Origin of the sequence: Brevibacillus soli (genome assembly GCF_044759095.2) — a bacterium.
GTDB lineage: Bacteria > Bacillota > Bacilli > Brevibacillales > Brevibacillaceae > JBIYSM02.
Genome location: NZ_JBIYSM020000003.1, coordinates 64548 through 90423 on the forward strand (window position 1 = coordinate 64548; position 25876 = coordinate 90423).

Consider the following 25876-nt stretch of genomic DNA (forward strand, 5'->3'; position numbering starts at 1 on the left):
TGAGAGATGAATCCGTGGTTACTGGTATTGTTAAACATGTCAATAGGCTCTGTCATCGGGGGTGTGACCAACGAATTGGCCATCCGCATGCTGTTCCGCCCTTATCAACCATGGCGTATTGGCGGTATTCGCGTGCCGTTTACCCCGGGGCTGATCCCGCGCAGACGGGATGAAATCGCCGGGCAAATGGGACGGCTGGTGGAAGAGCATCTGCTCACGACAGAGGGGATAAAACGGGCGCTGGCCCAGGGGGATCTGGAGCATACACTGCGACGCTGGCTGACCGGATACGCCCAGGAATGGATGAGCGACGAACGTACGCTTCGTCACCTCCTGTCGCAGATGGCACCGCAGCTGTTTGCGGATGACGGCACGTGGAGCGATGCGGTACGGGAGCCGATGAAGCGGCGTTGGCGGTCATTCGCAGGACGCCTGATCAGCCAGTATGAAGAGAAGCGGCTGCGGGAGGTCATCCCGGCTGCCGGATTGGACAAGCTGGAGGCAATGCTGGCTGCGTTTAGTCGTCAGTTGGTCGACCGGCTCCGGCAGTACCTTCATTCCGCAGAGGGGCAGCAGACGATTCAAAGCATGCTGCGCGGCTTGTTGGGGGGCGGAGGCGGCATGTTCAGCGGGCTTGTGGGAATGTTTTTGTCCGACGACAAGGTGATCGGCAAACTGCTCCCCTATGTGGACGAACTGCTGCAAAATCAGGAGCTTTCGAGCAAATTGCAACATGTTTTGCAACAGGAAGCGGACAGGCTGCTCGACAAGCAGGTGAAGGAGGTCATGGCGTGGATCGGCGAAGGGCAGCTGGAGGAGTGGTCCATGGTTCTGTTTGACAAGCTGGAGGAACAAACCTTGGCTGTAGTGGACATGCCGCTTGCCCGTCTGTTGGGCGGTTTTCGTCAGACGATCGAGTACGACCTGATTCCACGCCTCGCGGAATGGGCGGTACACACGCTTAAGCAAAACGTGGAGCGCGTTTTCCGTAACCTGTCCATTAAGGAGATCGTTGCACGCCAGGTGGAAAGCTTCCCGATTGAGCGAATCGAAGAGATGATCGTCGGCATCTCCGGCCGCGAGTTTCGGATGATTACGGTGCTTGGTTTTGTTCTCGGCGGGGTGATCGGGCTCGTGCAGGGACTGCTTTCGCTGTGGTTTTCAAAATGAAACGAAACTGTAATTTCGTTGTAATCTGCCTGTAATATTTCCGGGATAAGATAAAGGCACGATGAAAACCCCCTTAATGTTATATACTTCTGTTGGAGTAGCCGAAAAGCTACCCTTTTTTTTTGCCCATCCTTCGGGTATATTGGTCGAAGGAGGGGAAAGAAACGGATGAAACGCTTTTTACTGGTTTTCCTCCTCGCTGTGCTGGTTCGTTTCTACGCGGGAGAAGAATCGATCAGCTTTTTATGGTTTCTCATTCTTTACCTGCCAATGATCAACTGGACCGTTTACTGGATCTTCTTCAGTGTCCGGGTAGCGCTTAACCGTCTGCGCGGGATCGAGTGGATCAGCGTTCCGCAAATCCGGAAGATCTACGTGTGGTACCTGAACATTCCAGGCTCTCTTGTCCTGGCGGAAGTGGTCTACCAGGGCTTTTTGTACAATCAATGAACAGAGGGCGGACAGGACTATAGGGAAGGTGTGCAGTACGATGGCAACCAAACATGAACAAATTTTGCAATACATTGACCGCCTTCCGATCGGCACGAAGATTTCCGTGCGCCAAATCGCCAAGGATTTGGATGTGAGCGAGGGAACTGCCTATCGTGCGATCAAAGAGGCAGAGACACAAGGATACGTCAGTACCATTGAACGTGTCGGAACGGTGCGCATCGAGAAAAAGCAGAAGGAAAATATCGAGCGGCTCACTTTTGCGGAAGTGGTCAACATCGTGGACGGACACGTACTCGGCGGCAAAGAGGGGCTGCATAAAACCCTGAACAAATTTGTCATCGGCGCCATGCAGCTGGAGGCGATGATGCGCTACGTCGATGCGGGAAGCCTGTTGATTGTAGGGAACCGCTATCAGGCGCACAAACTGTCACTGCAGCAGGGAGCGGCGGTGCTGATCACCGGTGGTTTTGACACGAGCGAAGAGGTGAAGCAGCTCGCAGATGAGCTGGATCTGCCGATTATTTCCTCCAGCTATGACACGTTTACTGTCGCCTCTCTGATCAACCGGGCCATTTACGATCGCCTGATCAAAAAAGAGATCGTCATGGTGGAGGACATCCTCAAACCGCTGTCGGAGACCCCGATTCTGTTCACCTCCGATACGGTAAAAAAGTGGCACCACTACACCGAAGTGTATAACGACACGCGCTTCCCCGTCGTCGATGATCAGATGCGACTGGTCGGCATCGTAACCTCCAAGGACATCATCGGTCACGACGAGTCGGCCACCATCGACAAGGTGATGACGAAAAACCCGATCACCACTTCGCCGCGGGTCTCTGTCGCCTCGTCCGCCCACCTGATGGTGTGGGAAGGCATCGAACTCCTGCCTGTTGTGGACAATCACCGCAAACTAGTCGGCGTGTTAAGCCGGCAGGACGTACTCAAAGCATTGCAGTACACGCAAAAACAGCCGCAAATGGGAGAGACGTTCCCCAACCTGATCATGTCCCATTTCCGCGAAGACCGCCATTCTGACGAACTTACCTATTACGGGGACGTATCGCCCCAAATGACCAACCATCTCGGGACGATCGCCAGCGGGATCATGACCACGGTCATGGTAGAGACGGCATGCAACCTTCTGCGGCTGCATCGTCGGGGGGACATGGTTCCGGAGAACATCACCGTTTACTTTCTCAAGCCGGTGCAGATGGAAAGCAGCATCGAGGTAAAGCCGCGTCTGTTGGACATCAGCCGCCGTTTCGGAAAGGTAGAGGTATCCGTCTATCACGGCGAACAGCTGGTCGGACAGGCGATGGTGACGGCGCAAATCATTGATAGATAAAACAAGAAGGGCCGACGACAGTCGGCCTTTGTTCATTCTGTCATCTCCACGCGACAGAATTATTCAGCAATTCATTATAGAGAAAATGAAATCGAAATACGTCTAATTTAAAATATTTCGATTTATTATTGACGAATTAGTATAAATTAACTATATTTAAACTAAACAACTGGTATACCACACACCACATACCAGTGGATAGTAGAGCAAGGAGATTTATTATGGCTTTTTTTTCAAAAATTGAACAAGGGCAATCTTTGAAAGAAACAGTTTATGAAGAAATTAAAAATGCCATCATCAATCATTCGATTCCTCCTGGAGCTCCCTTATACGAAAGGTATTTAAGCGAGAGCCTGGGGGTTAGTCGGACCCCGGTTCGAGAAGCCATTCAGCTGTTGGAAAGGGAGGGCTGGGTTTACTCCGTTCCCAGAAAAGGGACTTTTGTATGCAACATATCCCTGCAGAATGCCGAAGAGGTTCTTCAGCTGCGTAAAGCTATCGAATCCTTGACGATGGAACTTCTCATCCCGATCATCACGGATGAGCAAATCGAGAAATTGGAGCAAATCTACGGATTGCAGTCTAGCAAAAAGGAAAACAACAAGGAATTCATCTCGATTGACAAGGATTTCCATCACGCTTTGGCTGAACTAAGCGGAAATCGCCGGCTTGTACAGCTTATGCAAACGCTGAGCGACCAAATGCGGTGGATCGGGATCCGGGCTGTCTTGCTTCCCGGCCGAACGGAACAAACCTTGCAGGAACACCTTGCCATTTTGGAAGGGTTGAAACGCCGTGATTTAGAACAAGCCAAGCAAGCTGTATTAGCACATATCGAGCACACAAGAAATGCCGTGATTACAAGTTTGCAATAGAGCAGGAGGATACCGGATGAGAGAGATGCACCTGATCATTGAAGAGCTCAACGGAAAAAGAGAAAAGACAGCAGAGGTCGAAAAAGTCCTGGTTGTAGGGTATGGCGGAAGAAATCTGGAGAAAGTCTTGGAACACATCCATGAATTGGAGGAGATCGGGGTTGCGCCGCCTCCAACCATCCCAACCATCTATCCCCAGGAGACATCCAGTTTAACGACGGAGAACTTCATCACGGTTCAAGGGAAGGAAACGTCCGGAGAAGCGGAATATGTCCTCTATCACGATGGAGAGGAATGGCTGGTCACCGTTGGAAGCGATCACACGGATCGTCTGTTGGAAACGCAGGATATCCAGAAATCCAAAGAGGCCTGTCCGAAGCCGCTGGCCACAACCTTTTGGCGCTTGAAAGATTTGGAAGATCATTGGGATGAATTGATTTTGCGTTCTTGGGTAAGCGATTTCAAAGGAAGAAGGCTGTATCAGGAACATAATTTGACGGCTTTGCTGCCCGTTTCCCAACTTCTTGACAAACTCGCGGAATTTGGGTATGACCAGCTTTCCAAGACCGTGATCTTCTCTGGAACCGTTCCTACGCTGGAGGGATTTGTTTATGGAGAGAAGTTTGAGCTTGAACTGGAGGACCCGGTGTTGAAGAGATCCATTACGTGCGAATATTCCGTTCGTGTAAAGGAGTGAGCATGAAGATGAAAGTGGCTTTGCTGCAAATGGACATCAAAATTGGCGAGCCGGATACGAATTTCGAGCATGCCGAGTCCCTCATGGAACAAGCCGTAATCAACAAGCCGGATATGATCATTCTTCCGGAAATGTGGAATACGGGCTACGCATTGGAAAAAGCAGGCGAAATCGCTGATGTGGATGGTGTGAGAGCCAGAAAGCTATTTTCCAGCTTTGCTGAAAAACACCAGGTTATGATCGTCGGTGGAAGCGTTCTCTATCGAGATTCCGCCACGGGGGATATTACCAACACCATGTTGGTCTTCAATGAAGAGGGAAAAGAGATTCTTCGCTACGATAAAATGCACCTCTTCCGCTTAATGGATGAAGATCAATATCTGAAAGCGGGAAATTCGTTCGGATTGTTCTCTTATCAGGGGACAACGTTTGGAACGATGATCTGCTATGATTTGAGATTCCCGCAGCTATCCAGAAAACTGGTGCGAGAAGGAGCCAAGGTCTTAATCAATACGGCCCAATGGCCTACTCCCCGGGTCGATCACTGGAGAACGCTTCTGCAGGCACGAGCCATCGAGAACCAGTCCTATGTAATCGCTGTCAACCGCTGTGGAGAAAGCAGAAACACGCCATTCCCGGGAAGCTCGATGGTCATCGATCCATGGGGGGAAGTCCTTCTTTCCGGTGATTCAGAAGAGCGAGTCTACCATGTGGAAATGGATTTGAATAAGGTTGATGAAATCCGCAGGAAGATTCCGGTGTTTGAAGACCAGCGATTGGATTTATATTAAATTTCTTCTTTAGATAAAATTCAAAAAAGATGAAGTGGAGGTCTTTCTTATGTTGAAGAAAAAAATGGTTATGGGCATGATGAGCACACTCCTGCTCGCAGGCACTCTTGTGGGATGCTCCAGCAGTAATGAAAAGGCTGGCGGGCAAAATCCGGCATCCGAGCCGAAAACGATCAAGTTGGCGCACACAGGATCAGAGACGCATCAATATCATATTGCTTCCGAGATTTTCAAAAAAGAACTGGAAGCGAAGAGTAACAACACGTTGAAAGTTGAAATTTTCCCCAACGCGAAATTAGGAAGCGAAAAGGATGCCGTCGAAGGCGTCATGAATGGCACGATCGATATGTCCGTATTGTCTGCTGACAGTTCCATGGCGAATGTCGTCCCTGAGATGAATGTATTCGGTATTCCTTTCTTGTTCGAAAATGAAGAGCACGTTTATAAAGTACTGGATGGCGAAATCGGGAAAGGATTGCTCAAGAAGGCTGATGAAAAAGGAATGAAAGGGTTAGGATTCTGGGAAATCGGCTTTCGAAATATGACTACGAAAGAAAAGGCGATCAATACCCCGCAAGATATGGCAGGCTTGAAAATGCGTGTGCAGCCTGCTCCCGTATGGCAAGAATTCATGAAATCTCTCGGTGCCAACCCAACTCCGGTTCCTTTCAATGAGCTTTACAGCGCTCTTGAACAAGGAGTGGTAGATGGCCAGGAAAATCCGATTGCAACCATCATGTCCATGAAATTCTATGAAGTTCAAAAGCAAGTCGCCTTGACCAAGCACACCTATTCTCCTGGCGCGGTAATCATGAGCAGCAAAATGTATGATTCCCTCTCCGATGAACAAAAGAAATGGGTAGAAGAAGCCGTACTGAAAGCGGCGCAGGAACAGCGTAAAGTGTTGGCTGAAAAAGAAGCGCAATCCATCGAAGAATTGAAGAAGAACGGCGTCAATATTACTGAACCGGATCGCAGCGCTTTCGCGGAAGTGACGAAGGATGTTTCCAAAGCGGTTGCGGATAAGGTTCCGGCAGAACTCATCGAACAGATCAAGTCTGCGAAGTAAAGAAGTGAATAAGGACTGCATGGTGCAGTCCTTCTTTTTATCGTGTAGGAAAGTTTAAGGGCTTCACCGTGTGAAAGCGCCCTGAAATAAACTTTCCGGAACGCATAAAAAGTTTCCTCTAACGAAGAACCAGCTTCTTCGAGAGGGCTTCAATCGAAGCTTTTTTTAATACGGAGGTGTCACAATTGAAAAATGTACGGAAGCATTGGCTGGAAATTTTAACAGGAGCCTCACTAGCCGTTGTCGTTCTATCAACCTTTGCACAGGTACTCTTACGGTTCGTATTCAAAGTTCCTGCCCCTTGGACCGAAGAAGTGACCCGAATTGCCTTTGCATACATGGTCTTTCTCGGTGCAGCCCTGGGAGCGAAACACAACCTTCATTTAAGTGTGGATATTTTAGGGAATGCTCCCGCTGCTCTCAGAAAGATTATTCTTTCAATTGGATACTTCTTAAGCGTGGTATTCATTGCGATCTTCTCCTATTACGGTTGGCAGCACTCGATCAATTCAAAAATGCAAACGACGCCGACCATGGAAATTTCCTTCTATTATATCTATTTGATCCTGCCATTCTCCGGTATCTTGATGGTCTTCTACTTGGTGAAGAACATGATTTCAGAGCTTCGAAACCAGGGGGTGGATAACAAATGATTGCTTTGGTTGGACTATTATTTGTTCTCTTTTTGCTGCGCATCCCCATCGCCTTTGGAATCGGGATCACCTCTCTGATCGGGTTGATCATGAGTGGAACGGACTTAATCGTCATTGCGCAAAAGTCCTTTTCCGGGATCGATTCGTTCTCCCTGGTTGCCATTCCTTTATTTGTACTTGCCGGAGAAATCATGACGGTCGGGGGGATTTCCAAACGCCTCGTTAACTTTGCCGCCTTGCTGGTCGGTCATTTGCCGGCAGGTCTGGGTATGGTAGCGATCTTGGCATGTACCTTTTTCTCTGCCATTTCAGGGTCAGCGATTGCCGATGCCGCAGCGATCGGGGGAATTCTCATTCCGGCGATGGTCGCTCAAGGTTACGACAGGCGTTTTGCTTCCACGCTTGTGGCTTCCGCCTCCACGGTGGGACCGATTATCCCTCCTTCGATTCCGTTGATTCTGTATGGGGTAATGGCCAGCGTATCCATCGGGGACCTGTTTTTGGCCGGTGTCGCACCAGGCATTCTCATGTCCGGAGCGTTAATGATTTACGCTTACTATTACGGCAAGAAACACAATATTAAAGGTCGAGAGAAAATGGCGTCCGGCAAGGAAATCCTGGTCGGTCTGAAAGATGCCTTCCTGGCTCTCTTGCTGCCGATCATCATTATCGGCGGATTTCGTACGGGAGTGTTTACCGCTACAGAATCAGGGGTAATTGCCGTGGCCTACGCTTTGATTATCGGAGCGGTCGTCTACAAAGAGCTGGATTTGAAAAAACTCCCGAAGGTTTTGCTGGATTCAGCCGTCAGTTCGGCAACGATCCTGTTTGTCATTGCAAATGCCACGTTATTTACCTGGCTGCTGTCTTACCACAGCATTCCGGAAAAGCTGGGCAGCCTGGTGTCCTCGATTTCTAGTGAAACGTGGGTTCTCCTGCTTGTGATCAATATCATTCTATTAATTGCGGGTACCTTTATTGACACCATCAGTGCCTTGACGATCTTTACCCCGCTGTTCCTCCCTGTTGTCACAGCAGCGGGAGTGGACCCGGTCCATTTTGGGATCATACTCGCCGTCAATTTAACCATCGGCATGATTACTCCGCCGCTTGGCGTATGTTTATTCGTCACTTCGTCCATCGCCAAAATCAACCTGGCAGAAATGGTCAAGCCCTTGATGCCGCAACTGCTGGCACTGCTCCTGATCCTGGCTCTGGTTACCTATTGGCCCGATGTAAGCTTATTCCTGCCGCAGCTGCTTGGTGGCAAATAGATGGGGACGAGGTTCATCACCATCGTTTCCTACGGGATCCTGGCAGCCATTATTGGATTGAATCCGGTGTTGCTGATCATCGGGGCATCCATGAATAAAGGGTTAACGATCGACCAGGTGATCTCCTGGACATTTGGTTGTTACGTATTTGCCGGCTTGATCGGGATTCTCCTGTCCTGGAAAACCAGACTGCCCATCTGCGGTTCTCAATCCGTTCCAGCTGCCGTCCTATTGGGGACGGCTCTTTCTCCTTTTACATGGGAACAAGCGGCCGGAAGCTATCTGGCAGCCGGATTGCTGATGCTGATCCTGGGAGTGACGGGTGCCTTTACCAAAGTGATTGACTACGTTCCCATTGAAATTGTGATGGCGATGTTTGCGGGAACGATGATGAAATTCTCGGTTGGCATTGTCAATTTGACACAGCAGCATGTGGTTGTCGGGTTGTCTTGTCTGGCAGGGTTTTTGCTGTTCCATGTTTTCCTGCGCAATATTCCCGCTCCGCTGGGTGGAATTCTCTTCGGGGGGATTGCAGCCTGGATGCAAGGCGATTTGCAAGGACTGCAAGCGGGAAGCCTGTGGATTCCAACTCCGATATTTCCTGAATTTTCATTTGCCGGTATCTTATCGCTCTCCATCCCGATGGTCGTGTTGATCCTGGGGACGGAAGGCGTTCAGGGAATCAGCGGCTTAAAGCTGGGCGGGTATGAACCGCCTGTCAACAAGATGGTTACGACTTCCGGGGTGGGGACGATTCTGTCAAGCTTGTTTGGAGGGCACAGCGCCAATACAGCCGGAATCATGACCACGGTGTGCGCCGATCCTGAGGTGGGACGGCTGGAGGATCGGTATCAGGCGGCAATCATCACGGGCGGAATCATGCTGCTTTTTGGCTTGTTCTCCGGATTTTTTATCCCCGTGATGACCACTGTCCCTCGCTATTTGATCGACTTGTTTACAGGGATCGCCCTTCTTCCGATCCTGATGCAATCTCTCACCATCTCATTCGGAACAGAAAAACACCAATTTTCCACTTTCGCCGCCTTTGCCGTCGCACTGTCCGGTGTAACGATTCTCGGAATCAGCGCCCCCTTATGGTCCATGCTCCTGGGGATCCTTCTGATGCTCTTGCTGGAGAAAAAACCGGATCGTCCTGAACGAGCCAGATGACAGTCAAACAGCCCGGGGCTTTTTACTCCGGGCCTGTCGTATTAAAACGGACCGCCATTGTTGTGCCAGTTTTGAAAGGACTGGTAAAAGTGAGCATCTTCCTGGTAATGCTTCACGGAATGTTCGTCCCGCTTTCGCAGGGTGACGGAACCGGTTAATGCCCAACCAGCGGCGACGATCGCAAGCACAATTCCTCCGAGGATGTACAGCATGAAGCTTCCCCCCTTTTCCGGATTGCGTTACCTATATTGTATGAATATTTCGATAAAAAGTTGCACTGCCATCATTGACATTCGGAACCCATTGATTTACTATCTGTTTTAATTCATATCTAATTAAATGATTATCGAATTTTTTGGAGGGTGATTCAGATGCAGCTAGACAAGCTGGTCACGTTTTACAAAGCCTTGGGCGATCCGACCCGCATCCGCATATTGGCGTTGCTGGCAAACGGTCCGCTGCACGGTCAGGCGCTGGCTGGAAAGCTGGGTGTGACACCGCCCACCATTACGCATCACATGGTAAAGCTGCGGGAAGCCGGGCTGGTGTATGAGCGCCGGGAGAAAAACACCATTACCTTTTACCTGCATGAGACCAATCTAAAGCGCAGCTCCGAAGCGATTTGGGGTGTAATCGAGAAAGCCAAAAAACAGCCGGGTGCCGCATCCGGCATGGAAAAGGAGCAGATGGACGTGAGCATGGAAGCGGAAAAAGCCCAGGTCATCAAGAACTTCTTTACGGTAGAGGGCAGGCTGAAGCAAATTCCGGCACAGCGGAAGAAAAAGCTGATCGTCTTCGAGCATCTGATGCGGGGGCTTCAGGCGGGGCGGAAATACACGGAGCAGGAAATCAATGAGTACATTCAAAAGTTTCATGAGGATTATGCGACGATTCGCCGCGAGTTTATCATGAACCACTTTATGTATCGGGAAAACGGTATTTACGAACAAAATCCGCGTGAGCTGTGGGCCAAGCCGGAGGAGTGCAAATGAAAAAGAAAAAGGACAACCGTCGGCATCGCACTCCGGTTGTCTGAAGCAATAGAATGTCACACGTTTGATTATAGCGCAAGAAAGTCTTTTTTATCCAGCACAAACGAATGGGAATAAAGGAAAATTCAAGATTCCCCTTTGGCAGCGGCCTGCCACTCTGCCCGATAGCGAAGGAAATTCCGTGTCCCCAGCACGAGGTTGACCAGTCCGACCAACAGGAGAATGGCTCCAACGACAATGCGTACGCTGGTTAACGGTTCAAACGTAAATTGATTGGCGCCGAACAGGGTGACAAGCACGCCCATCGCCATGTTCATTTTGCCCAATGTCATACGCGATTGCAGAGGATGCATCCCCCGCTGCCGGGCCGTGATGCTGTAATAGACGCTGGCTGTGATCGACGCCAGCATGCCGGTCATGTAAAAGGCAAACCACATGTGAATGACTCATCCTCTCTCAAATCCTGCTACCATCCTACAAAAGATTGTGAGGAAGGTCAAATCGGGTAACGAACACTTGTTCGATATCGTAATTATGATATAATTTGTTTGTACATTAGAATACGGCTCCTCAAGGGTGGTCGGCACATCCCCGGTAGAAAGGGGGTGATGCCATTGCAAAAAGAAATAGACCGCCCTTGAGCTGACAACTCGCGGTCCATTTCTCCCAACTGAGCCGACCCCCTATGGGGAACGACTATTGTGCAGGACCGGAGCGCTGCAACGCTTCGGTCTTTATAACGTATTCTAAAACGGTTATCTACATTCACTATATCCGTATCCAGGAAGCTTGTAAACCCCGAGGGGATCGGCTTCGAGATATACGTTATAATAGAATGTACATCTTTTATCGGGACAGCCAAAGAGGAGGAAGGTACGGTGACTACGACCTTTGTCCATTTACACGTACATACGGAATACAGCTTGCTGGACGGTGCGGCAAGAATCGAGCCTCTGGTGAAAAAGGCGGCAGAGCTGGGTATGCCCGCCCTGGCGATGACCGATCACGCCAATCTGTACGGAGCGATCCCTTTTTACAAGGCGTGCAAGGAAGCGGGCATCAAGCCGATCATCGGGATGGAAGCCTACGTCATCGAGGGCAATCTGCAGGATCGGGTCCGCAACGCACCGGTTCCCTTCCATCTCGTGTTGCTGGCGGCCAACCAACAGGGGTACCGCAATTTGTTGAAACTGTGCACCATTGCCAACACAGACGGTTTGTTTATTCTTCCGCGGTTGAACAAGGAGGTCCTCGCGAAACACAGCGAAGGTTTGATCGCCCTCAGTGCCTGCCGCAAGGGAGAAGTAGGGAAGCTTCTCCTGGACGGTGATTACGAGAGGGCGAAACAAGCCGCTCTCTGGTATCAGCAGACGTTTGGGCCGGGAAACTTCTACCTGGAGCTTCAGGATCACGGTTTGGAAATCGAGCGGCGTCTCAACCAGCGCCTGCTTCGGTTGAGCCAGGAGACGGGCATTCCGCTGGCGGCGACGAACAACGTCCATTACATTCATCGCGAGGATCATCAGATTCACGACATCCTATTGGCAATCGGGGAGGGAAAGACCGTCGGGGATGAAGAGCGGTTCCGCTATGAAACCGATCAGTACTATTTAAAAAGCGGAGAGGAAATGGCCAGCCTGTTTGCTTATGTCCCCGAAGCGCTCCACAACACAGGGAGAATTGCCGACAGGTGTGAGCTTGTGTTTGCTTTTGGCGAGCATATACTGCCCATGTTTCCGCTTCCCGATGGGCAAGACACCGTGGCATTTCTCAGAGAGCTGTGCGAGCAGGGATGCCGGGAGCGGTACGGGGAGTTGACTCCGATTGTCAGGGAACGGCTTGCGCACGAACTGGACATCATCACGCGCACCGGCTTTGCCGATTACTTCCTGATCGTCTGGGACTTCATGCGATACGCCCATGAGCACGGAATTCCCACGGGACCGGGGCGCGGTTCCGCCGCGGGAAGTCTGGTCGCATACGCCCTGAAGATCACCAACGTCGATCCGTTGAAATTCAACCTGCTGTTCGAGCGATTCCTCAATCCCGAGCGGGTCACCATGCCCGACATCGACATCGACTTTTCCGTGGAACGGCGGGACGAAGTAATCCGCTATGTGGCAGACAAGTATGGGCGGGATCGGGTGGCCCAAATCATTACCTTTGGAACGATGGCGGCGCGGGCTGCCGTTCGCGATGCAGGCCGGGCACTCGGCATGTCGCTCGGACTGGTGGATCGGGTGGCCAGAATGATTCCGCAGTCGCCCGGCATGACCATTGAAAAGGCGCTGCAGCAGAATCCCGATCTGGTCAGGCTATGTTCGGAAAACAAGCAGGCGGGACAATTGCTTGAAGCGGCGATCGGCATTGAGGGGCTGCCGCGCCACGCTTCCACGCATGCGGCCGGGGTCGTGATCTCCCGCGAACCGCTGACGGAATACGTCCCGCTGCAGACGGGCAGTGAAGGTCTTGCGCTCACCCAGTATCCGATGGACGTGCTGGAGGAAGTGGGGCTCTTGAAGATGGACTTTCTCGGTCTGCGAAACCTCACCATTATTCAGGAGGCGCTGCGCCATTTGGAGCAGCAGGGTATTGCCCTCGATCTGAATCGATTGCCGTCCCATGACGAAAAGACGTTCCGCATGCTGAGCAAAGGAGAGACCACCGGCATCTTTCAGCTGGAATCCGCCGGCATGCGCAGCGTCCTGCGCGAGCTGAAGCCGTCGAATCTTGACGATATCATCGCGGTGCTCGCCCTGTATCGACCGGGCCCGATGGAGATTATCCCGCAGTACATTCAGGCGAAGCACGGCGAGACCAAGGTTAGCTACGCCCACCCGGATCTGGAGCCGATCCTGAAGGAAACGCACGGTTTCATGATTTACCAGGAGCAGATCATGCAGATCTCGTCCAAACTGGCCGGCTTCAGTCTGGGAGAAGCGGATATCCTGCGGCGTGCCGTGGGCAAAAAAAAGCGGGAGCTCTTGGCCGAGCAGCGGGAGAAGTTCGTGGCCGGGTGCGTAAAGCAGGGGTATGGAGAGAAGCTGGGGCACGAAATCTACGACCTGATCGTTCGCTTCGCCGACTACGGATTCAACAAGGCCCATTCCGTCGCTTATGCAATCATCGCCTACCAGATGGCCTATCTGAAGGCGAACTACCCGCTCGCCTTTATGGCGGCGCTGCTGTCGCTTTCGATCGGCAGTCAGACTCGCATCGCCGAGTATACCGAGGAGGCGCGTCGCCTTCGTCTCACCGTGCTGCCGCCGGACGTAAACGAGAGCGAAGCCTTCTTTACCGTACAGGGCAACGCCATCCGCTTTGGCCTTGCCGCGGTGAAAAACGTGGGATACGGAGCGATCGAGTCGATCGTACGGGAGCGGGCACGACGTCCGTACAGGGATCTCTTTGACTTCTGCGACCGCGTCGACAGCCGGCTGGTCAACCGGAGGGTGGTGGAGTCGCTGATCATGTGCGGAGCGCTGGACTCGCTGCCGGGACACCGCACCCAGCTCCTGGTGCTGCTGGATGAAGCGATGGGCAAAGCCACATCCAGGCGCCAGGACCGGGATGCCGACCAGCTCAACCTGTTTGCGGCCGACGACGGGGGAGAGCCGATGCGACCACCCAGCGAATACCCTGACGTTCCGCCGTTTAGCCAGGTCCAGCAGCTGAAGGAGGAGCGGGAGCTGCTGGGGGTATACCTGTCCGGCCATCCGCTGGACCAGTACGCTTACCTTCTCAACCGGCCAGAGGTTCATTCCGTCTCCTCGCTCGTCGAGTGTCCCCAGGACCAGGTGGTGAAGATCGTCGGGATGATTACGGAGGAACGGCGCATCCAAACGAAAAAGGGAGATCCGATGGCGTTCGTCACCGTGGAAGACAAGACGGCGCAGGTAGAGGCCGTCGTGTTCCCGCAGGTGTTTGCCAAGTACGCTGATCTGGTGCAGAAGGAGCGGCTTGTCGTCATGGAAGGGCGTGTGGATTACCAGGAAGACACAGTCAAGCTGCTCGCCTCCCGCTTCTGGGACGCAGGACAGCTGCCGAAACCATCGACAGAACCGGTGCTGTTTATCAAAATATCCCCCGAACAAGAGCGGGATTCGACATTGCACCGTCTCCACCAATTGTTTGTCGAAAAAAGAGGAACGATTTCTGTGGTGCTGTATTACGAGAGCAAAAAGCAATCGATTCGCTTGCCGGACGCCACTCGAGTGGATGTGGACACATCGTTTTTGGAGCAAGCGCGAGCAATTGTGGGACGTGACAGCGTAATTCAAAAAGAAATGCCGATAAATTGGGGAGGATGAGGAATGTCCTCCTTTTTTCGTTGTTTTCAGCAGGTTTACAGGACAAACGGTTTTGTTATAATGAGAACATGATTAAAAAAAGTGGTCAGACCACTGGATTTGTTCGAGATAGATAGATGAAAAGTGAAATGGAGTGGTTGTGGTGTCCAAATTGAGAGAAGAAGCGCTCGAGCTTCACAAAAAGCATCAAGGGAAACTGGAAGCAGTGTCCAAAGTCCCTGTACGTAACGCGTACGATTTGAGCCTGGCCTACTCTCCGGGGGTCGCTGAGCCGTGCAAGGAGATTTTTGATGATCCGTCCAAAGTGTACGATTACACCATGAAAGGAAATCTGGTCGCTGTCGTCAGTGACGGTACCGCCGTTCTCGGATTGGGCAATATCGGACCGGAAGCGGCCATGCCGGTCATGGAGGGCAAGGCGCTGCTGTTTAAAGCATTCGCGGGTGTGGACGCTTTCCCCATCTGCCTGGATACCACAGATGTGGATAAAATTGTAGAAACGGTGAAACTGCTGGAGCCGACCTTTGGCGGCGTCAATCTCGAAGATATTGCTGCACCCGCTTGCTTTGAAGTGGAGGAGCGTCTGAAGCGCGAGGCCAACATCCCGATTTTTCACGACGACCAGCACGGAACCGCGATCGTGACGGCTGCCGGGCTGATCAACGCGCTGCGCGTGGTGAACAAGAAACTCGATGAGATTCGCGTGGTCGCAAACGGCGCCGGTGCGGCGGGAATCGCCATTATCAAGCTGCTGGTCGGCATGGGTGTCAAAGATGTGATCATGTGCGACACCAAAGGCATTGTCTACGAAGGCCGTCCTTACGGCATGAACCCAGTGAAGGAAGAGGTGGCCAAAATCACCAACCGCACCAAACTGCAAGGCGATTTGGCCGACGCGATGAAGGGGGCGGACGTGTTTGTCGGCGTCTCCGTAGCGGGGGCAGTCACCGTGGAAATGGTAAAGTCGATGAACCGCGATCCGATCATTTTTGCCATGGCCAACCCGATTCCGGAAATCATGCCGGAAGAGGCAAAAAGCGCCGGAGCAGCGGTAGTGGGAACAGGCCGTTCCGATTTCCCGAACCAGGTGAACAACGTGCTTGCCTTCCCGGGCATCTTCCGCGGTGCGCTTGACACACGTGCGACCACCATCAACGAAGCGATGAAGCTGGCGGCCGTTTACGCCATTGCCGATCTGGTCAGTCCAGAGGAGCTCTCTAGTGACAAGGTAATTCCGGCACCGTTTGATCCGCGCGTCGCTCCGCATGTAGCGGCAGCAGTGGCCAAGGCGGCCATGGAGAGCGGCGTAGCACGCATCACCGTGGACCCTGAAGCCGTCAAGGAAAAAACGATGAAGCTCTCTTCGATCACCTATCAGCAAGTGTAAGGAAACACAGGTGCACCGAATGTAAAGGAGGGTCCGTTGTGCTCGATTCTGCGCAAGAGAGGAAAGTGTACGAGGGCATTTTGCTGCAAATTCATGAAATCGTGCAGAACAACAACTTGCGCCCGGGCGACAAGCTTCCTTCCGAGCGCGAACTGTCCGAACAGCTGGGAGCCGGCCGTTCCTCTGTCCGCGAGGCTCTGCGCGCGCTGGAACTCCTCGGGCTGATCGAGACCCGCCGCGGGGAAGGCACCTTTTTGAAACATTATCGGCACAACCGCCTGATCGACATTCTTGGTTTTTTTATCCTGCGGGACTACAAAACAAAAAAAGACCTGATTGAGATGCGCAAGATATTGGAGCTGGATGCGGTAAGACTGGCCTGCAGGCGGGCGACGAGCAAGCATTTTGAAGAGATGGAACGAATATTGGCATCCGCCACGGAACGAGTGGAAAAAGGGGAAGTTCCCACGGAAGAAGACTATCTGTTCCACCGTGTCATCTGCAGGTCCAGCCGCAACTCCATTCTCCACCGCATATGGGCTCCGCTGGTCGAATACAGCGAAAGCGTGCGGAGCGAGTCGCTTTCGCGCGAAGGAAGAGCGCGGGCGGCATTGGACGAACACAGACAGATCATGGAAGCGATCCGTCAGGGAGACGAGGCGACCGCCGTGGAGCGGATGCGGGAGCATTTGGAAAACAGCAAGCTGTAACAAGGGAGAATCGTTCGTTCAGCCGGACTTCCTGCATGCGTTTGCGGCGACCGTTGACGCTGTGATATGATGAGCGGAAATGTCAGCCTCTATCGGAGTTAGTTAAGGAGGAAGCCAGCATGTGGACGGTCATCTACATCGCTCCCAGTGAAAAAATTGCGGAACGTATTCAGCAACGATTAACAGAAGAAGGATTCCTGGTAAAAGTTCGCGAGGCGAAGGTCTCCAAACAGTATGAAATCCTTGTACCTGAAAGTGAAGTTCACGAGGTGCAAGAGGTGCTCGGCTCCATCCTTCACTGAAGGGAAAAAGTGAGGTGTTACTGTGCTCAAGGATCTTTTCGGTAAAAAGCGTAAATTTGCCACACTCCCGGCGGAGACGTTAGGGCGCGTACCAGCTCCGACCATTGAGCCGAAAGAAGTCCCCGAAGGGCTTATGAATAAATGCACGCACTGCGGTACGATTCACTACTCCAAGGACCTGGAGAAAAACCTGCGCGTCTGTAAAGGCTGCGGATACCATTTCCCCATGTCGGCTCCGGAGCGCATTCAATCTCTCCTCGATGACGGAGCGTTGCGCGAAGAGTTTGATGCCGATTTGATTACGGCGAATCCGCTTGGCTTCCCCGGCTATCTGGAGAAGCTGGAGCAGGATAAGAAATCCACCAATCTCAACGAAGCGGTGATTACCGGCGAGGGGCTTCTGGGCGGAAACCGAATCGTGATCGGCGTGATGGATTCCCGCTTCCGCATGGCCAGCATGGGCTCGGTTGTCGGTGAAAAAATTACCCGGGCAATTGAGCGGGCTGTTGAACGAAAGCTGCCGTTTATCCTCTTCTCCGCCTCCGGGGGAGCTCGGATGCAGGAAGGCGTCCTCAGTTTGATGCAGATGGCGAAAACCAGCGCGGCTCTAGCCCGTCTGGATCGGGAGCGCCTCTTGTTCATCTCGGTACTGACCAACCCTACATACGGCGGCGTATCTGCCAGCTTTGCCTCTCTGGGCGACTACAACATTGCCGAGCCGGGAGCCATGATCGGCTTTGCCGGCCGGCGTGTAATAGAACAGACGATTCGTCAAGAGCTGCCAAAAGACTTTCAAACCGCAGAATTCTTGCTGGAACATGGACAACTCGACAAGGTTGTGCACCGGAAAGACATGCGGGCCACACTCTCCAAGCTGGTGGAGATGCATGTAATGGGGGAGGGAGTGTAAGGTATGGCAGGCGAGTTACCGTTTGAAAAACCATTGGTGGAACTTCAGGACAAGATCAAGGAGCTCCGCAGATTTACGGAAGAAAAAGGGATTGACTTCTCCGAAGAAGTGATGCGCCTGGAACAAAAAGCGAAGGACCTGGCGCAGCAGATATACGGCAACCTCACGCCCTGGCAGCGGGTCCAGCTCTCCCGTCACCCTGAGCGTCCGACCACACTGGACTATATTCAACACATTTTTTCTGATTTTATCGAGGTGCACGGCGATCGCTTGTTTCGTGACGATTTGGCGATCGTAGGCGGAATTGCCACCCTCGACGGTCAGCCGGTTACGGTGATCGGTCATCAAAAGGGAAAAGACACGAAAGACAACATCAGACGAAACTTCGGCATGGCGCATCCGGAAGGGTATCGGAAGGCCTTGCGTTTGATGCAGCAGGCGGATAAGTTTGGACGCCCGATTATCTGCTTTATCAATACCGCCGGTGCTTATCCGGGCAAAGCAGCCGAGGAGCGGGGGCAGAGCGAGGCGATTGCGCGCAATTTACGCGAGATGGCGACGTTTGGGGTTCCCATTCTTTGCGTCGTGATCGGGGAAGGCGGAAGCGGCGGTGCACTGGCGATTGGAATGGGCAACCGCGTGTACATGCTGGAGAATTCCTATTACTCCGTGATCGCTCCGGAAAGTGCAGCCGCTATTTTATGGAGAGATGCCAGCCTGGCGATGCGTGCAGCGGAGACGATGAAAATTACCGCTCCGGACCTGCTGGAGCTGGGCGTTATTGACGGCATTATTGACGAGCCGTTTGGCGGAGCTCATCGCGATGTCGTGCTGCAGGCCCAACTGGTCAAAGCGAAGCTGCTGGAAGGACTGGAACAGCTGCGGAAGTTGAACCGGGAAGAACTGATACAGGATCGTTACGAGAAATTTAAACAGATCGGTGAATACGCCTCCCTCTAGTCGGGGAGGTTTTCTTATTGGCCTTGCCCGGCGCAGCGCCAACGTAAGACAGGTGAGTTTTTTCGCTTTTTTCCGGTGCGAAAATCTGCTACAATCGTAATCGGAATTCATGATTTGTCAGATCTTTCAAACAGTATGGCAGAATAATCGAGAGAGTATAACAGATATGAACCAGTCACTATAACAGCATGTATCAAAACGGTTATGGTACATACTGTTTGCTTTTCAAAGACATGCTAAAAAATGAGAAAAACGACTCTGGCGAAAGAAAGAATGGAGAGGTGGGGGGACCATGCAGAAAATTGCTGTTTTGACCAGTGGAGGAGATTCGCCTGGCATGAATGCTGCCGTGCGGGCTGCCGTTCGTCGGGCCGCCTATCACGGCGTGCAAATGTACGGGGTTTACCATGGTTATACGGGTTTGATGGAAGGCGACATCAAGGAGATGACGCTCGGTTCCGTAGGTGACATCATCCACCGCGGTGGGACCATCCTCTACACGGCGAGAAGCGAGGAATTCAAGACGGAGGCGGGGCAGCAAAAAGCGGTGGAACAGCTGCACAAACACGGCATTGAGGGCTTGATCGTCATCGGCGGGGACGGCTCGTTTCGCGGGGCACAGAAGCTGACGGAGAAAGGCTTCCCGACGATCGGGGTGCCCGGCACGATCGACAACGACATTCCCTGCACCGATTTTACCATCGGGTTCGACACGGCTTTAAACACGATCGTGGAAGCGATCGATAAAATCCGGGACACGGCTACGTCCCATGAGCGTACATACATCATTGAAGTGATGGGACGGGATGCGGGCGACCTTGCCCTCTGGGCGGGTCTTGCTGCCGGGGCAGAGTCCATCATCATCCCGGAAGCGGAACAGGATATGGACGATATCGTGGAGCGTTTGCATGCCGGACACCGCCGCGGCAAAAAGCACTCGATCATCATCGTCGCGGAAGGGGTCGGCAGCGCCGCCACCTATGCCGAAGAAATCAAACGGCTGACCGGTTGGGAGACGCGTGTTACCGTTCTGGGACATATTCAGCGCGGCGGTTCACCGACGGCGTTCGATCGCATGCTGGCCAGCCGCATGGGAGCAGCGGCGGTTGACCTGCTGCTTGCCGGCAAAAAGGACCGCATGGTGGGCATACAGAATAACCAAATCGTCGACGTCGATTTCGACGAAGCCTTGGCTCAGAAGCACAAGCTCGATTTGTCCGTATATCAGCTTGCACGTACATTGTCGATCTAGACATTTTGTGTCAGGTACATTTTGGGGAGGGACTTATTTTGTTGCGGAAGGCAAAAATCGTATGTACCATTGGGCCGGCCAGCGAATCGGTGGAGACGCTGAAAAAGCTGATTGAAGCCGGCATGAACGTGGCTCGTTTGAATTTTTCCCACGGCTCTCATGATGAGCACGCGGCCAGAATCGCAAATATCCGGCAAGCCTGCCGGGAGACGGGAAGACAGGTAGCCATTCTGCTCGATACCAAGGGGCCGGAAATTCGCACCGGTACGCTTGCGTTTGACGCCGTAGATCTCATAGAGGGCAACATGATTACCCTGACGACGGAGGAGGTGCAGGGGACCGCAGAACGGGTGTCCATCACGTACGCCAGTTTGCCGCAGGACGTCCGTGTGGGCAACACCATCCTGATCGACGACGGACTGATCGGGCTTACCGTAGAAGCGATTGAAGGCAACGACATCGTCTGCCGGATAAAAAACGGCGGCACCTTGAAGAGCAAAAAAGGAGTCAACGTGCCGGGCGTGAAAATCAATTTGCCGGGGATTACGGAAAAGGACGCGCAGGACATCGAGTTCGGGATTATGCAGGAAGTGGATTTCATTGCTGCCTCATTCGTACGCAAGGCCTCTGACATCCTGGAAATTCGGCAGATTCTGGAGCGGCATGGGGCCCGCATTGACATCATTGCCAAAATCGAGAACGAGGAAGGCGTGGACAACGTCGACGAAATTCTCGCTGTCGCCGACGGACTGATGGTGGCCCGCGGTGATCTGGGTGTAGAGATTCCGGCGGAAGAAGTTCCGCTCGTCCAGAAAAAGCTGATCAAAAAGTGCAATGAATTGGGCAAACCGGTTATTACAGCGACGCAAATGCTTGATTCCATGCAGCGAAACCCCCGTCCGACCCGGGCCGAGGCAAGTGACGTAGCCAATGCCATTTTTGACGGTACGGATGCGATCATGCTCTCCGGGGAAACGGCTGCGGGCAAGTATCCGGTGGAATCGGTAGAGACGATGAACCGCATCGCCGTCAGAGCGGAGCAGGAGCTGAACTACCGCGAAATATTACAGGTCCATGCGCTGCAAAAGCAGGTGACGATTACGGATGCGATCAGTCAAGCCGTAGCCAATGCGGCGCTTGATCTGGACGCAACGGCCATTATTACGGCTACCGAAAGCGGTCACACGGCGCGGATGGTGTCCAAGTACCGGCCGAAGGCGCCGATCGTTGCTGTGACGCCGCACAAAGGCGTGATGCGCCGTCTCGCCTTGGTAAACGGTGTGTATCCCGTGCTGGGAGCGATCGCGCATACTACCGACGAGATGCTCGATCTCTCCGTACAGGAGTCGTTAAAAGCAGGCTATGTTCGCCATGGGGATCTGGTGATCATTACGGCTGGCGTGCCGGTACGCGAAGTAGGCACGACCAACCTGATGAAAATCCATGTGATCGGCGACATCATTGCCAAAGGACAGGGAATCGGGCGCAAAGTGGTCACCGGCAAGGTCGTGATCGCCCGCTCTACGGAAGAAGCGATGGCGAAGATGGAAGACGGAGCGATTCTCGTCACGATTGGCACGGATTCTGACATGATTCAGGCATTTGAACGCGCCGGAGCCGTCATTACGGAAGAGGGAGGCTTGACCTCTCACGCTGCGATCGTTGGACTCAATCTCAATGTTCCCGTCATCGTAGGGGTGCATCGCGCCACCGAGGTTCTGCAAGACGGCATCACCGTAACGGTCGATTCCGAACGGGGCCACATTTATACCGGACATGCCCGGGTGCTGTAAGCTGATAGATGATAGCAGGAAAAGGCGGAGGATGCCTCCGTCTTTTTTGTTGTCAATACTATATATGGTGTTGTCGAAAAATATTAAACACAATATGTTGAATAATTCGCTTGTGTTTTACAGGAAAAAAGAGTTAACTAGAGGTAGAGAGTGAAAGGAGGGAAACAGATGTTGCAACTCGCGACCCGAACTACTTTTTTACGCGATGAGTTTATGAATCAGTATCCTGATTTTCCGCCACATATGAATCCATTGGGGCAGTTCGTATACTATCGCACATACTCCCGTTATCTGCCTGAAAAAGGACGACGGGAAACCTGGAAAGAAACCTGCCGTCGCGCAGTAGATTTCAACATTAAGTTGGCTTACCAGCACATGGAGAAGATCGGTCTGAGACCGGATTTGGACGAATTGACGAAAGAAGCAGAAGGCCTGTTTGACAACATGTTTAACCTGCGTCAGTTTCTGTCCGGCCGGACGTTGTGGGTTGGCGGCGCAGAGAACGGCGTTGCGGACAAATATCCGCTGGCCAACTTTAACTGCTCCTTCCTCAACATTACTTCGTGGGACGATTTGGGCGATCTTTTCTACATGCTTCTCGTGGGCACAGGCGTGGGTTTCAAGTGCACCAAAGAAATGGCCAAAGGACTGTCACCGATCCGCACCAATGTGACACTTCTCTCGTCCGAATACAAGCCGTTGCCGAAGCATCAGCGCCTGGAGCGTTCCGAGCTGAAAGTACTGGAAAACGGATTCGCCAAAATCTATGTAGGGGACAGCAAAGAGGGCTGGGTTGAATCGCTGCGCCTCTATCTGCAGATCCTGACGCAAAAAGAGTACGAGCACATCCACACCGTGAAAATCTCCTACAACAGCGTGCGTCCCAAAGGAGAGAGACTGAAAACGTTCGGCGGCACCGCCAGCGGACATGAGCCTCTCCGCGAGATGTTCGAGGGAATCGACAAGGTGCTGAAAAACCAGATTGATCCGTATCTCGCGCCGATTGAGACGGACGCGAATGGGTACGGACGGGTTCGCCCGATTCACATCCTGGACATCGGAAACCTGATCGGGGCCAACGTCGTTGTTGGCGGGGTGCGCCGGACAGCGGAAATTTTTCTCTTTGACGCTGACGACTATGAGTGCATGCTTGCCAAATACGGCATTAATGGCTTTTGGTCGGATCAGCAACTGGCCCACCACAAAAAAGTGGGCGAGCTTCTGGGAGACCGGAAACCGGCCTGGTTCGACACGATCCAAAAAGTAGGGGACGGCCGATTCGGTCTGGATCACCGGCGCATGTCCAACAACTCGATTGCCTTTACGAAAAAGCCTTCCCGGGAATTCCTGCACTTGGTCTTTACCATGATGCAGCTGGAAGGGGAACCGGGCTTCATCAACCTGGAAGAAGCGAATCGCCGCCGCCCCAATGCGGAAGGGCTCAATCCCTGCGCGGAGATTCTCCTCGATTCCTATGGCGTTTGCAACTTGACGACGGTCAACCTCGTTCAGTTTGTAAAGACAAGTCCGGACGGCTCCAAGTACCTGGATGTGGACGGCCTTTTGGATGCGCAGCGGAAATCGGCACGCGCAGGCCTGCGCATGACACTGGTCACACTGGAGCTGCCTCACTGGGACGTGGTTCAGCAGCGCGACAGATTGCTGGGGACGTCTCTTACCGGCGTCAAGGACGCACTGGCCGCGCTCAATTACACGGAGGAGCAGGAAGTGGAGCTGCTTTCCCTGCTCGGCAAGACTGCCCGCGAGGAAGCGGACCGCTACGCGTACCAGCTGCGAGTGAACGCTCCGCTGCTCGTGACCACGGTGAAACCGGAGGGAACGCTCTCTCAAGTGGCAGGCGGCGTTTCCAGCGGGCTGCACTGGTCTCATTCGCCGTACTACATCCGCCGCATCCGCATCAATGCCGCCGACCCATTGGCAAAAGCGGTACAAGCTTTGGGCTGGACGGTTCATCCGGAGGTAGGTACCCCCGGCGATACCCACGAGGAGCGAATGGCCAATGCGCGAACGCTCGTGATCGACTTTCCGGTTGCTTCCGGCGCCAAGGAAACCAAGAACGAAGTCAACGCCAAACGTCAGTTTGAAACGTATTTCCGCTTCCAAAAAGAATACACGGAGCACAATTCCTCCAACACGATTACCGTTCGTCCCAACGAATGGGATGAGGTGGAGTCCATCGTCTACGAGGGATGGGACAATTTCGTCGGCGTCTCGTTCCTGCAATTGGACGGCGGAACCTATCAGCTGGCACCGTACGAAGCGTGCACCAAAGAGCAGTACGAAGCCCTGAAAGCCTCAATGAAGCCGTTTGATCCGGCGATCCTCCAGCAGTTTGAAAAAGGGGAGGACGCTGATTTGGAGACAGCTGATGCGTGCGAGGCGGGAGTGTGCCCGATACGATAAGAAAAAGGACGGAGCCATTTGTGCCCCGTCCTTTTTCGTTCGCTACAATCGTTCCAGCATGTGGCTGGGGTTCACCCGATACGCTTCATAGTAGACTGATCCTCCCTTGATTGCATCCAACGCACGCGTAAGAAAATGTGATCTCGTGAAGTAGGTTGCGGCATTGCCAGAATCCAACTTTACAAAGCGAACTTCTTTCGTCTCATCAGACGTAGTAAGCTGGCCGCTGATTGCCACTCCATAATAACCAATGGCAACAATGCCGCTGCTCACGTTGTGGTATACACCCGTCAGGCCGTGTAGTTCGACTTCAATTCCCGTCTCCTCTTTAATTTCCCTTTTTAGCGCCTCAGTCAGTGTCTCATTCGCTTCTACTTGTCCTCCCGGAAGCTCCCAGGTATCGGAACGATGATAGGTTTTTACAATCAACACTTCTCCGGCATGATTGGTGATATAGCCAAATACGGCTACGATATGTTTGGGGGGATGATACAAGCCTGTTGGTTCAAGAAAATCTTGTTTGCTCTCTACATACAGCTGTCCCATCTCCTTGCGCTTTTCTTGGGCAAGCCGATGAAGTTCGTCGTTTCGGACCGCTTCTTCAATCCTGATGTACTCGTCATAGCTGGTGTATTCCCATATGGCAATTACTTCGTTCTTCTCTTCCGTTACCCAGCGTCCCACCAGCCTGGCGCCGTGCTTCCGTTGGTTCGGAAGCAGGTAGGTATGAAAGAACCGATTAAACTCGTCAAACTTTTCTGGAATCAGCTTGTATACCTTTCTCCGATAGATCATGATTCTCCCCTCCAGTCGTACTTTCCAGATACGGTACATTTTTCTTTGCTATGATACAATGATTTCAGAGAAAGGAGCGATACCGTGAGCACACCAACGATTTATTCCACCCAGATCCGGGTCAGGTACAGCGAGACCGACCAGATGGGCGTCGTGTATCACGCCAACTACCTCAACTGGTTTGAGGTAGGGAGGACTGAGTTTTTCCGGCAAGCAGGCTTTCGCTACAGAGATTTGGAGAAAAAAGGCATCCTCCTTCCCGTGGCAGAGGCAAACGTCTCGTTCAAACAGCCTGCCTTGTACGATGACCTGGTGGACATTCGCACCTGGATCGCGGATATCACGCCGGTTCGCCTGACGTACGCCTATGAGGTGTACCGTGTGGCAGACGAACAACTGCTGGTTTTTGGAAGAACCATGCACGTGTTTACCAACGCAGCATTAAAACCGATCCGCTTGTCCCGGCTGGAGCCGGAAATATACGCCTGGCTGGAAGCCCAAAGTTCGACGCAGAATCGCCACGATGAGGGGAGTGAGTAGC

24 protein-coding genes are annotated in these 25876 nt (G+C 52.7%); 21 read left to right on the forward strand and 3 right to left on the reverse strand.

Features of this window, described 5'->3' with window-relative positions; all coding sequences use genetic code 11:
* The first annotated feature begins 6 nt into the window (after nt 1-6).
* The 10 genes from ACE99V_RS02005 (at nt 7) to ACE99V_RS02050 (ending at nt 9500) form a co-directional block, all read left to right on the forward strand.
* Complete coding sequence (locus ACE99V_RS02005) at nt 7-1170, forward strand: DUF445 domain-containing protein (RefSeq protein ID WP_400489466.1); 1164 nt, start codon at nt 7-9, stop codon at nt 1168-1170.
* 168 nt (nt 1171-1338) lie between these two features.
* Complete coding sequence (locus ACE99V_RS02010) at nt 1339-1620, forward strand: hypothetical protein (RefSeq protein ID WP_400489467.1); 282 nt, start codon at nt 1339-1341, stop codon at nt 1618-1620.
* A gap of 40 nt (nt 1621-1660) precedes the next feature.
* Nucleotides 1661-2971: a DRTGG domain-containing protein gene (locus ACE99V_RS02015; protein WP_400489468.1), complete on the forward strand. Its 1311-nt coding sequence runs from the start codon at nt 1661-1663 to the stop codon at nt 2969-2971.
* 221 nt (nt 2972-3192) lie between these two features.
* Nucleotides 3193-3846: a GntR family transcriptional regulator gene (locus ACE99V_RS02020; RefSeq protein ID WP_400489469.1), complete on the forward strand. Its 654-nt coding sequence runs from the start codon at nt 3193-3195 to the stop codon at nt 3844-3846.
* A gap of 16 nt (nt 3847-3862) precedes the next feature.
* Nucleotides 3863-4543 carry a DUF2848 family protein gene (locus ACE99V_RS02025; protein ID WP_400489470.1) on the forward strand — a complete coding sequence of 227 codons (681 nt, stop codon included), beginning with the start codon at nt 3863-3865 and terminating at the stop codon, nt 4541-4543.
* An 8-nt stretch (nt 4544-4551) separates the two neighbouring features.
* The gene (locus ACE99V_RS02030; RefSeq protein WP_400489471.1) at nt 4552-5334 is read left to right on the forward strand and encodes a carbon-nitrogen family hydrolase; all 783 of its coding nucleotides are present in this window, start codon (nt 4552-4554) and stop codon (nt 5332-5334) included.
* A gap of 49 nt (nt 5335-5383) precedes the next feature.
* The gene (locus tag ACE99V_RS02035; RefSeq protein WP_400489472.1) at nt 5384-6403 is read left to right on the forward strand and encodes a TRAP transporter substrate-binding protein; all 1020 of its coding nucleotides are present in this window, start codon (nt 5384-5386) and stop codon (nt 6401-6403) included.
* 185 nt (nt 6404-6588) lie between these two features.
* Nucleotides 6589-7056, forward strand: coding sequence for a TRAP transporter small permease (locus ACE99V_RS02040; protein ID WP_400489473.1), 468 nt, complete (start codon nt 6589-6591; stop codon nt 7054-7056).
* Nucleotides 7053-8330 (forward strand): TRAP transporter large permease, encoded by a 1278-nt coding sequence (locus ACE99V_RS02045; protein ID WP_400489474.1) that lies wholly within the window; start codon nt 7053-7055, stop codon nt 8328-8330. Before ACE99V_RS02040 ends, ACE99V_RS02045 begins: the two co-directional genes overlap by 4 nt.
* A complete protein-coding gene (locus tag ACE99V_RS02050) occupies nt 8331-9500 on the forward strand; it encodes a benzoate/H(+) symporter BenE family transporter (protein ID WP_400489475.1) in 1170 nt (389 codons plus the stop codon). It abuts the gene before it with no gap.
* A 41-nt stretch (nt 9501-9541) separates the two neighbouring features.
* Here ACE99V_RS02050 and ACE99V_RS02055 read toward each other — a convergent pair whose 3' ends face one another.
* Nucleotides 9542-9712: a hypothetical protein gene (locus tag ACE99V_RS02055; protein WP_400489476.1), complete on the reverse strand. Its 171-nt coding sequence runs from the start codon at nt 9710-9712 to the stop codon at nt 9542-9544.
* A gap of 159 nt (nt 9713-9871) precedes the next feature.
* Here ACE99V_RS02055 and ACE99V_RS02060 point away from each other — a divergent pair, with 159 nt between their 5' ends.
* Nucleotides 9872-10492 carry a DUF2087 domain-containing protein gene (locus tag ACE99V_RS02060; RefSeq protein ID WP_400489477.1) on the forward strand — a complete coding sequence of 207 codons (621 nt, stop codon included), beginning with the start codon at nt 9872-9874 and terminating at the stop codon, nt 10490-10492.
* 125 nt (nt 10493-10617) lie between these two features.
* On the opposite strand, the gene ACE99V_RS02065 is transcribed toward ACE99V_RS02060, so the two are convergent.
* Nucleotides 10618-10929 (reverse strand): YtpI family protein, encoded by a 312-nt coding sequence (locus ACE99V_RS02065; RefSeq protein ID WP_400489478.1) that lies wholly within the window; start codon nt 10927-10929, stop codon nt 10618-10620.
* A 441-nt stretch (nt 10930-11370) separates the two neighbouring features.
* Between ACE99V_RS02065 and ACE99V_RS02070 the strand changes: the two genes are divergently transcribed.
* From ACE99V_RS02070 to nrdJ, 9 genes are all read left to right on the forward strand, one after another.
* On the forward strand, nt 11371-14802 hold the full coding sequence (locus ACE99V_RS02070) for a DNA polymerase III subunit alpha (RefSeq protein ID WP_400489479.1): 3432 nt from the start codon (nt 11371-11373) through the stop codon (nt 14800-14802).
* Between the two features lie 142 nt (nt 14803-14944).
* Nucleotides 14945-16189: an NADP-dependent malic enzyme gene (gene ystJ, locus ACE99V_RS02075; RefSeq protein ID WP_400489480.1), complete on the forward strand. Its 1245-nt coding sequence runs from the start codon at nt 14945-14947 to the stop codon at nt 16187-16189.
* Nucleotides 16190-16227: 38 nt separating this feature from the next.
* Nucleotides 16228-16899: a FadR/GntR family transcriptional regulator gene (locus tag ACE99V_RS02080; RefSeq protein ID WP_400489481.1), complete on the forward strand. Its 672-nt coding sequence runs from the start codon at nt 16228-16230 to the stop codon at nt 16897-16899.
* Nucleotides 16900-17018: 119 nt separating this feature from the next.
* Nucleotides 17019-17201: a glutamate decarboxylase gene (locus ACE99V_RS02085; RefSeq protein ID WP_400489482.1), complete on the forward strand. Its 183-nt coding sequence runs from the start codon at nt 17019-17021 to the stop codon at nt 17199-17201.
* Between the two features lie 22 nt (nt 17202-17223).
* Nucleotides 17224-18111 (forward strand): acetyl-CoA carboxylase, carboxyltransferase subunit beta, encoded by an 888-nt coding sequence (accD, locus tag ACE99V_RS02090; RefSeq protein ID WP_400489483.1) that lies wholly within the window; start codon nt 17224-17226, stop codon nt 18109-18111.
* A 3-nt stretch (nt 18112-18114) separates the two neighbouring features.
* Complete coding sequence (gene accA, locus ACE99V_RS02095) at nt 18115-19071, forward strand: acetyl-CoA carboxylase carboxyl transferase subunit alpha (RefSeq protein ID WP_400489484.1); 957 nt, start codon at nt 18115-18117, stop codon at nt 19069-19071.
* 292 nt (nt 19072-19363) lie between these two features.
* Nucleotides 19364-20323 (forward strand): 6-phosphofructokinase, encoded by a 960-nt coding sequence (pfkA, locus tag ACE99V_RS02100; protein ID WP_400489485.1) that lies wholly within the window; start codon nt 19364-19366, stop codon nt 20321-20323.
* 38 nt (nt 20324-20361) lie between these two features.
* A complete protein-coding gene (gene pyk, locus ACE99V_RS02105; protein WP_400489486.1) occupies nt 20362-22116 on the forward strand; it encodes a pyruvate kinase in 1755 nt (584 codons plus the stop codon).
* Between the two features lie 168 nt (nt 22117-22284).
* A complete protein-coding gene (nrdJ, locus tag ACE99V_RS02110) occupies nt 22285-24540 on the forward strand; it encodes a ribonucleoside-triphosphate reductase, adenosylcobalamin-dependent (protein WP_400489487.1) in 2256 nt (751 codons plus the stop codon).
* Nucleotides 24541-24582: 42 nt separating this feature from the next.
* On the opposite strand, the gene ACE99V_RS02115 is transcribed toward nrdJ, so the two are convergent.
* Complete coding sequence (locus ACE99V_RS02115) at nt 24583-25335, reverse strand: NUDIX domain-containing protein (RefSeq protein ID WP_400489488.1); 753 nt, start codon at nt 25333-25335, stop codon at nt 24583-24585.
* 84 nt (nt 25336-25419) lie between these two features.
* On the opposite strand from ACE99V_RS02115, the gene ACE99V_RS02120 reads away from it, so the two are divergent.
* Entirely contained in the window at nt 25420-25875 is a 456-nt protein-coding gene (locus ACE99V_RS02120) for an acyl-CoA thioesterase (RefSeq protein WP_400489489.1), read from the forward strand.
* The last annotated feature ends 1 nt before the right edge of the window (nt 25876 follow it).

Coding starts and splice junctions, on each gene's coding strand:
- ACE99V_RS02035 (WP_400489472.1), top strand. CDS start 5,384: ATGTTGAAGAAAAAAATGGTTATGGGCATGATGAGCACACTCCTGCTC.
- ACE99V_RS02045 (WP_400489474.1), top strand. CDS start 7,053: ATGATTGCTTTGGTTGGACTATTATTTGTTCTCTTTTTGCTGCGCATC.
- pfkA (WP_400489485.1), top strand. CDS start 19,364: ATGCAGAAAATTGCTGTTTTGACCAGTGGAGGAGATTCGCCTGGCATG.
- accA (WP_400489484.1), top strand. CDS start 18,115: ATGGCAGGCGAGTTACCGTTTGAAAAACCATTGGTGGAACTTCAGGAC.
- ACE99V_RS02025 (WP_400489470.1), top strand. CDS start 3,863: ATGAGAGAGATGCACCTGATCATTGAAGAGCTCAACGGAAAAAGAGAA.
- ACE99V_RS02050 (WP_400489475.1), top strand. CDS start 8,331: ATGGGGACGAGGTTCATCACCATCGTTTCCTACGGGATCCTGGCAGCC.
- ACE99V_RS02060 (WP_400489477.1), top strand. CDS start 9,872: ATGCAGCTAGACAAGCTGGTCACGTTTTACAAAGCCTTGGGCGATCCG.
- ACE99V_RS02005 (WP_400489466.1), top strand. CDS start 7: ATGAATCCGTGGTTACTGGTATTGTTAAACATGTCAATAGGCTCTGTC.
- ACE99V_RS02015 (WP_400489468.1), top strand. CDS start 1,661: ATGGCAACCAAACATGAACAAATTTTGCAATACATTGACCGCCTTCCG.
- ACE99V_RS02030 (WP_400489471.1), top strand. CDS start 4,552: ATGAAAGTGGCTTTGCTGCAAATGGACATCAAAATTGGCGAGCCGGAT.
- ACE99V_RS02010 (WP_400489467.1), top strand. CDS start 1,339: ATGAAACGCTTTTTACTGGTTTTCCTCCTCGCTGTGCTGGTTCGTTTC.
- ACE99V_RS02020 (WP_400489469.1), top strand. CDS start 3,193: ATGGCTTTTTTTTCAAAAATTGAACAAGGGCAATCTTTGAAAGAAACA.
- nrdJ (WP_400489487.1), top strand. CDS start 22,285: ATGTTGCAACTCGCGACCCGAACTACTTTTTTACGCGATGAGTTTATG.
- ACE99V_RS02065 (WP_400489478.1), bottom strand. CDS start 10,929: ATGTGGTTTGCCTTTTACATGACCGGCATGCTGGCGTCGATCACAGCC.
- ACE99V_RS02085 (WP_400489482.1), top strand. CDS start 17,019: ATGTGGACGGTCATCTACATCGCTCCCAGTGAAAAAATTGCGGAACGT.
- ACE99V_RS02115 (WP_400489488.1), bottom strand. CDS start 25,335: ATGATCTATCGGAGAAAGGTATACAAGCTGATTCCAGAAAAGTTTGAC.
- ACE99V_RS02055 (WP_400489476.1), bottom strand. CDS start 9,712: ATGCTGTACATCCTCGGAGGAATTGTGCTTGCGATCGTCGCCGCTGGT.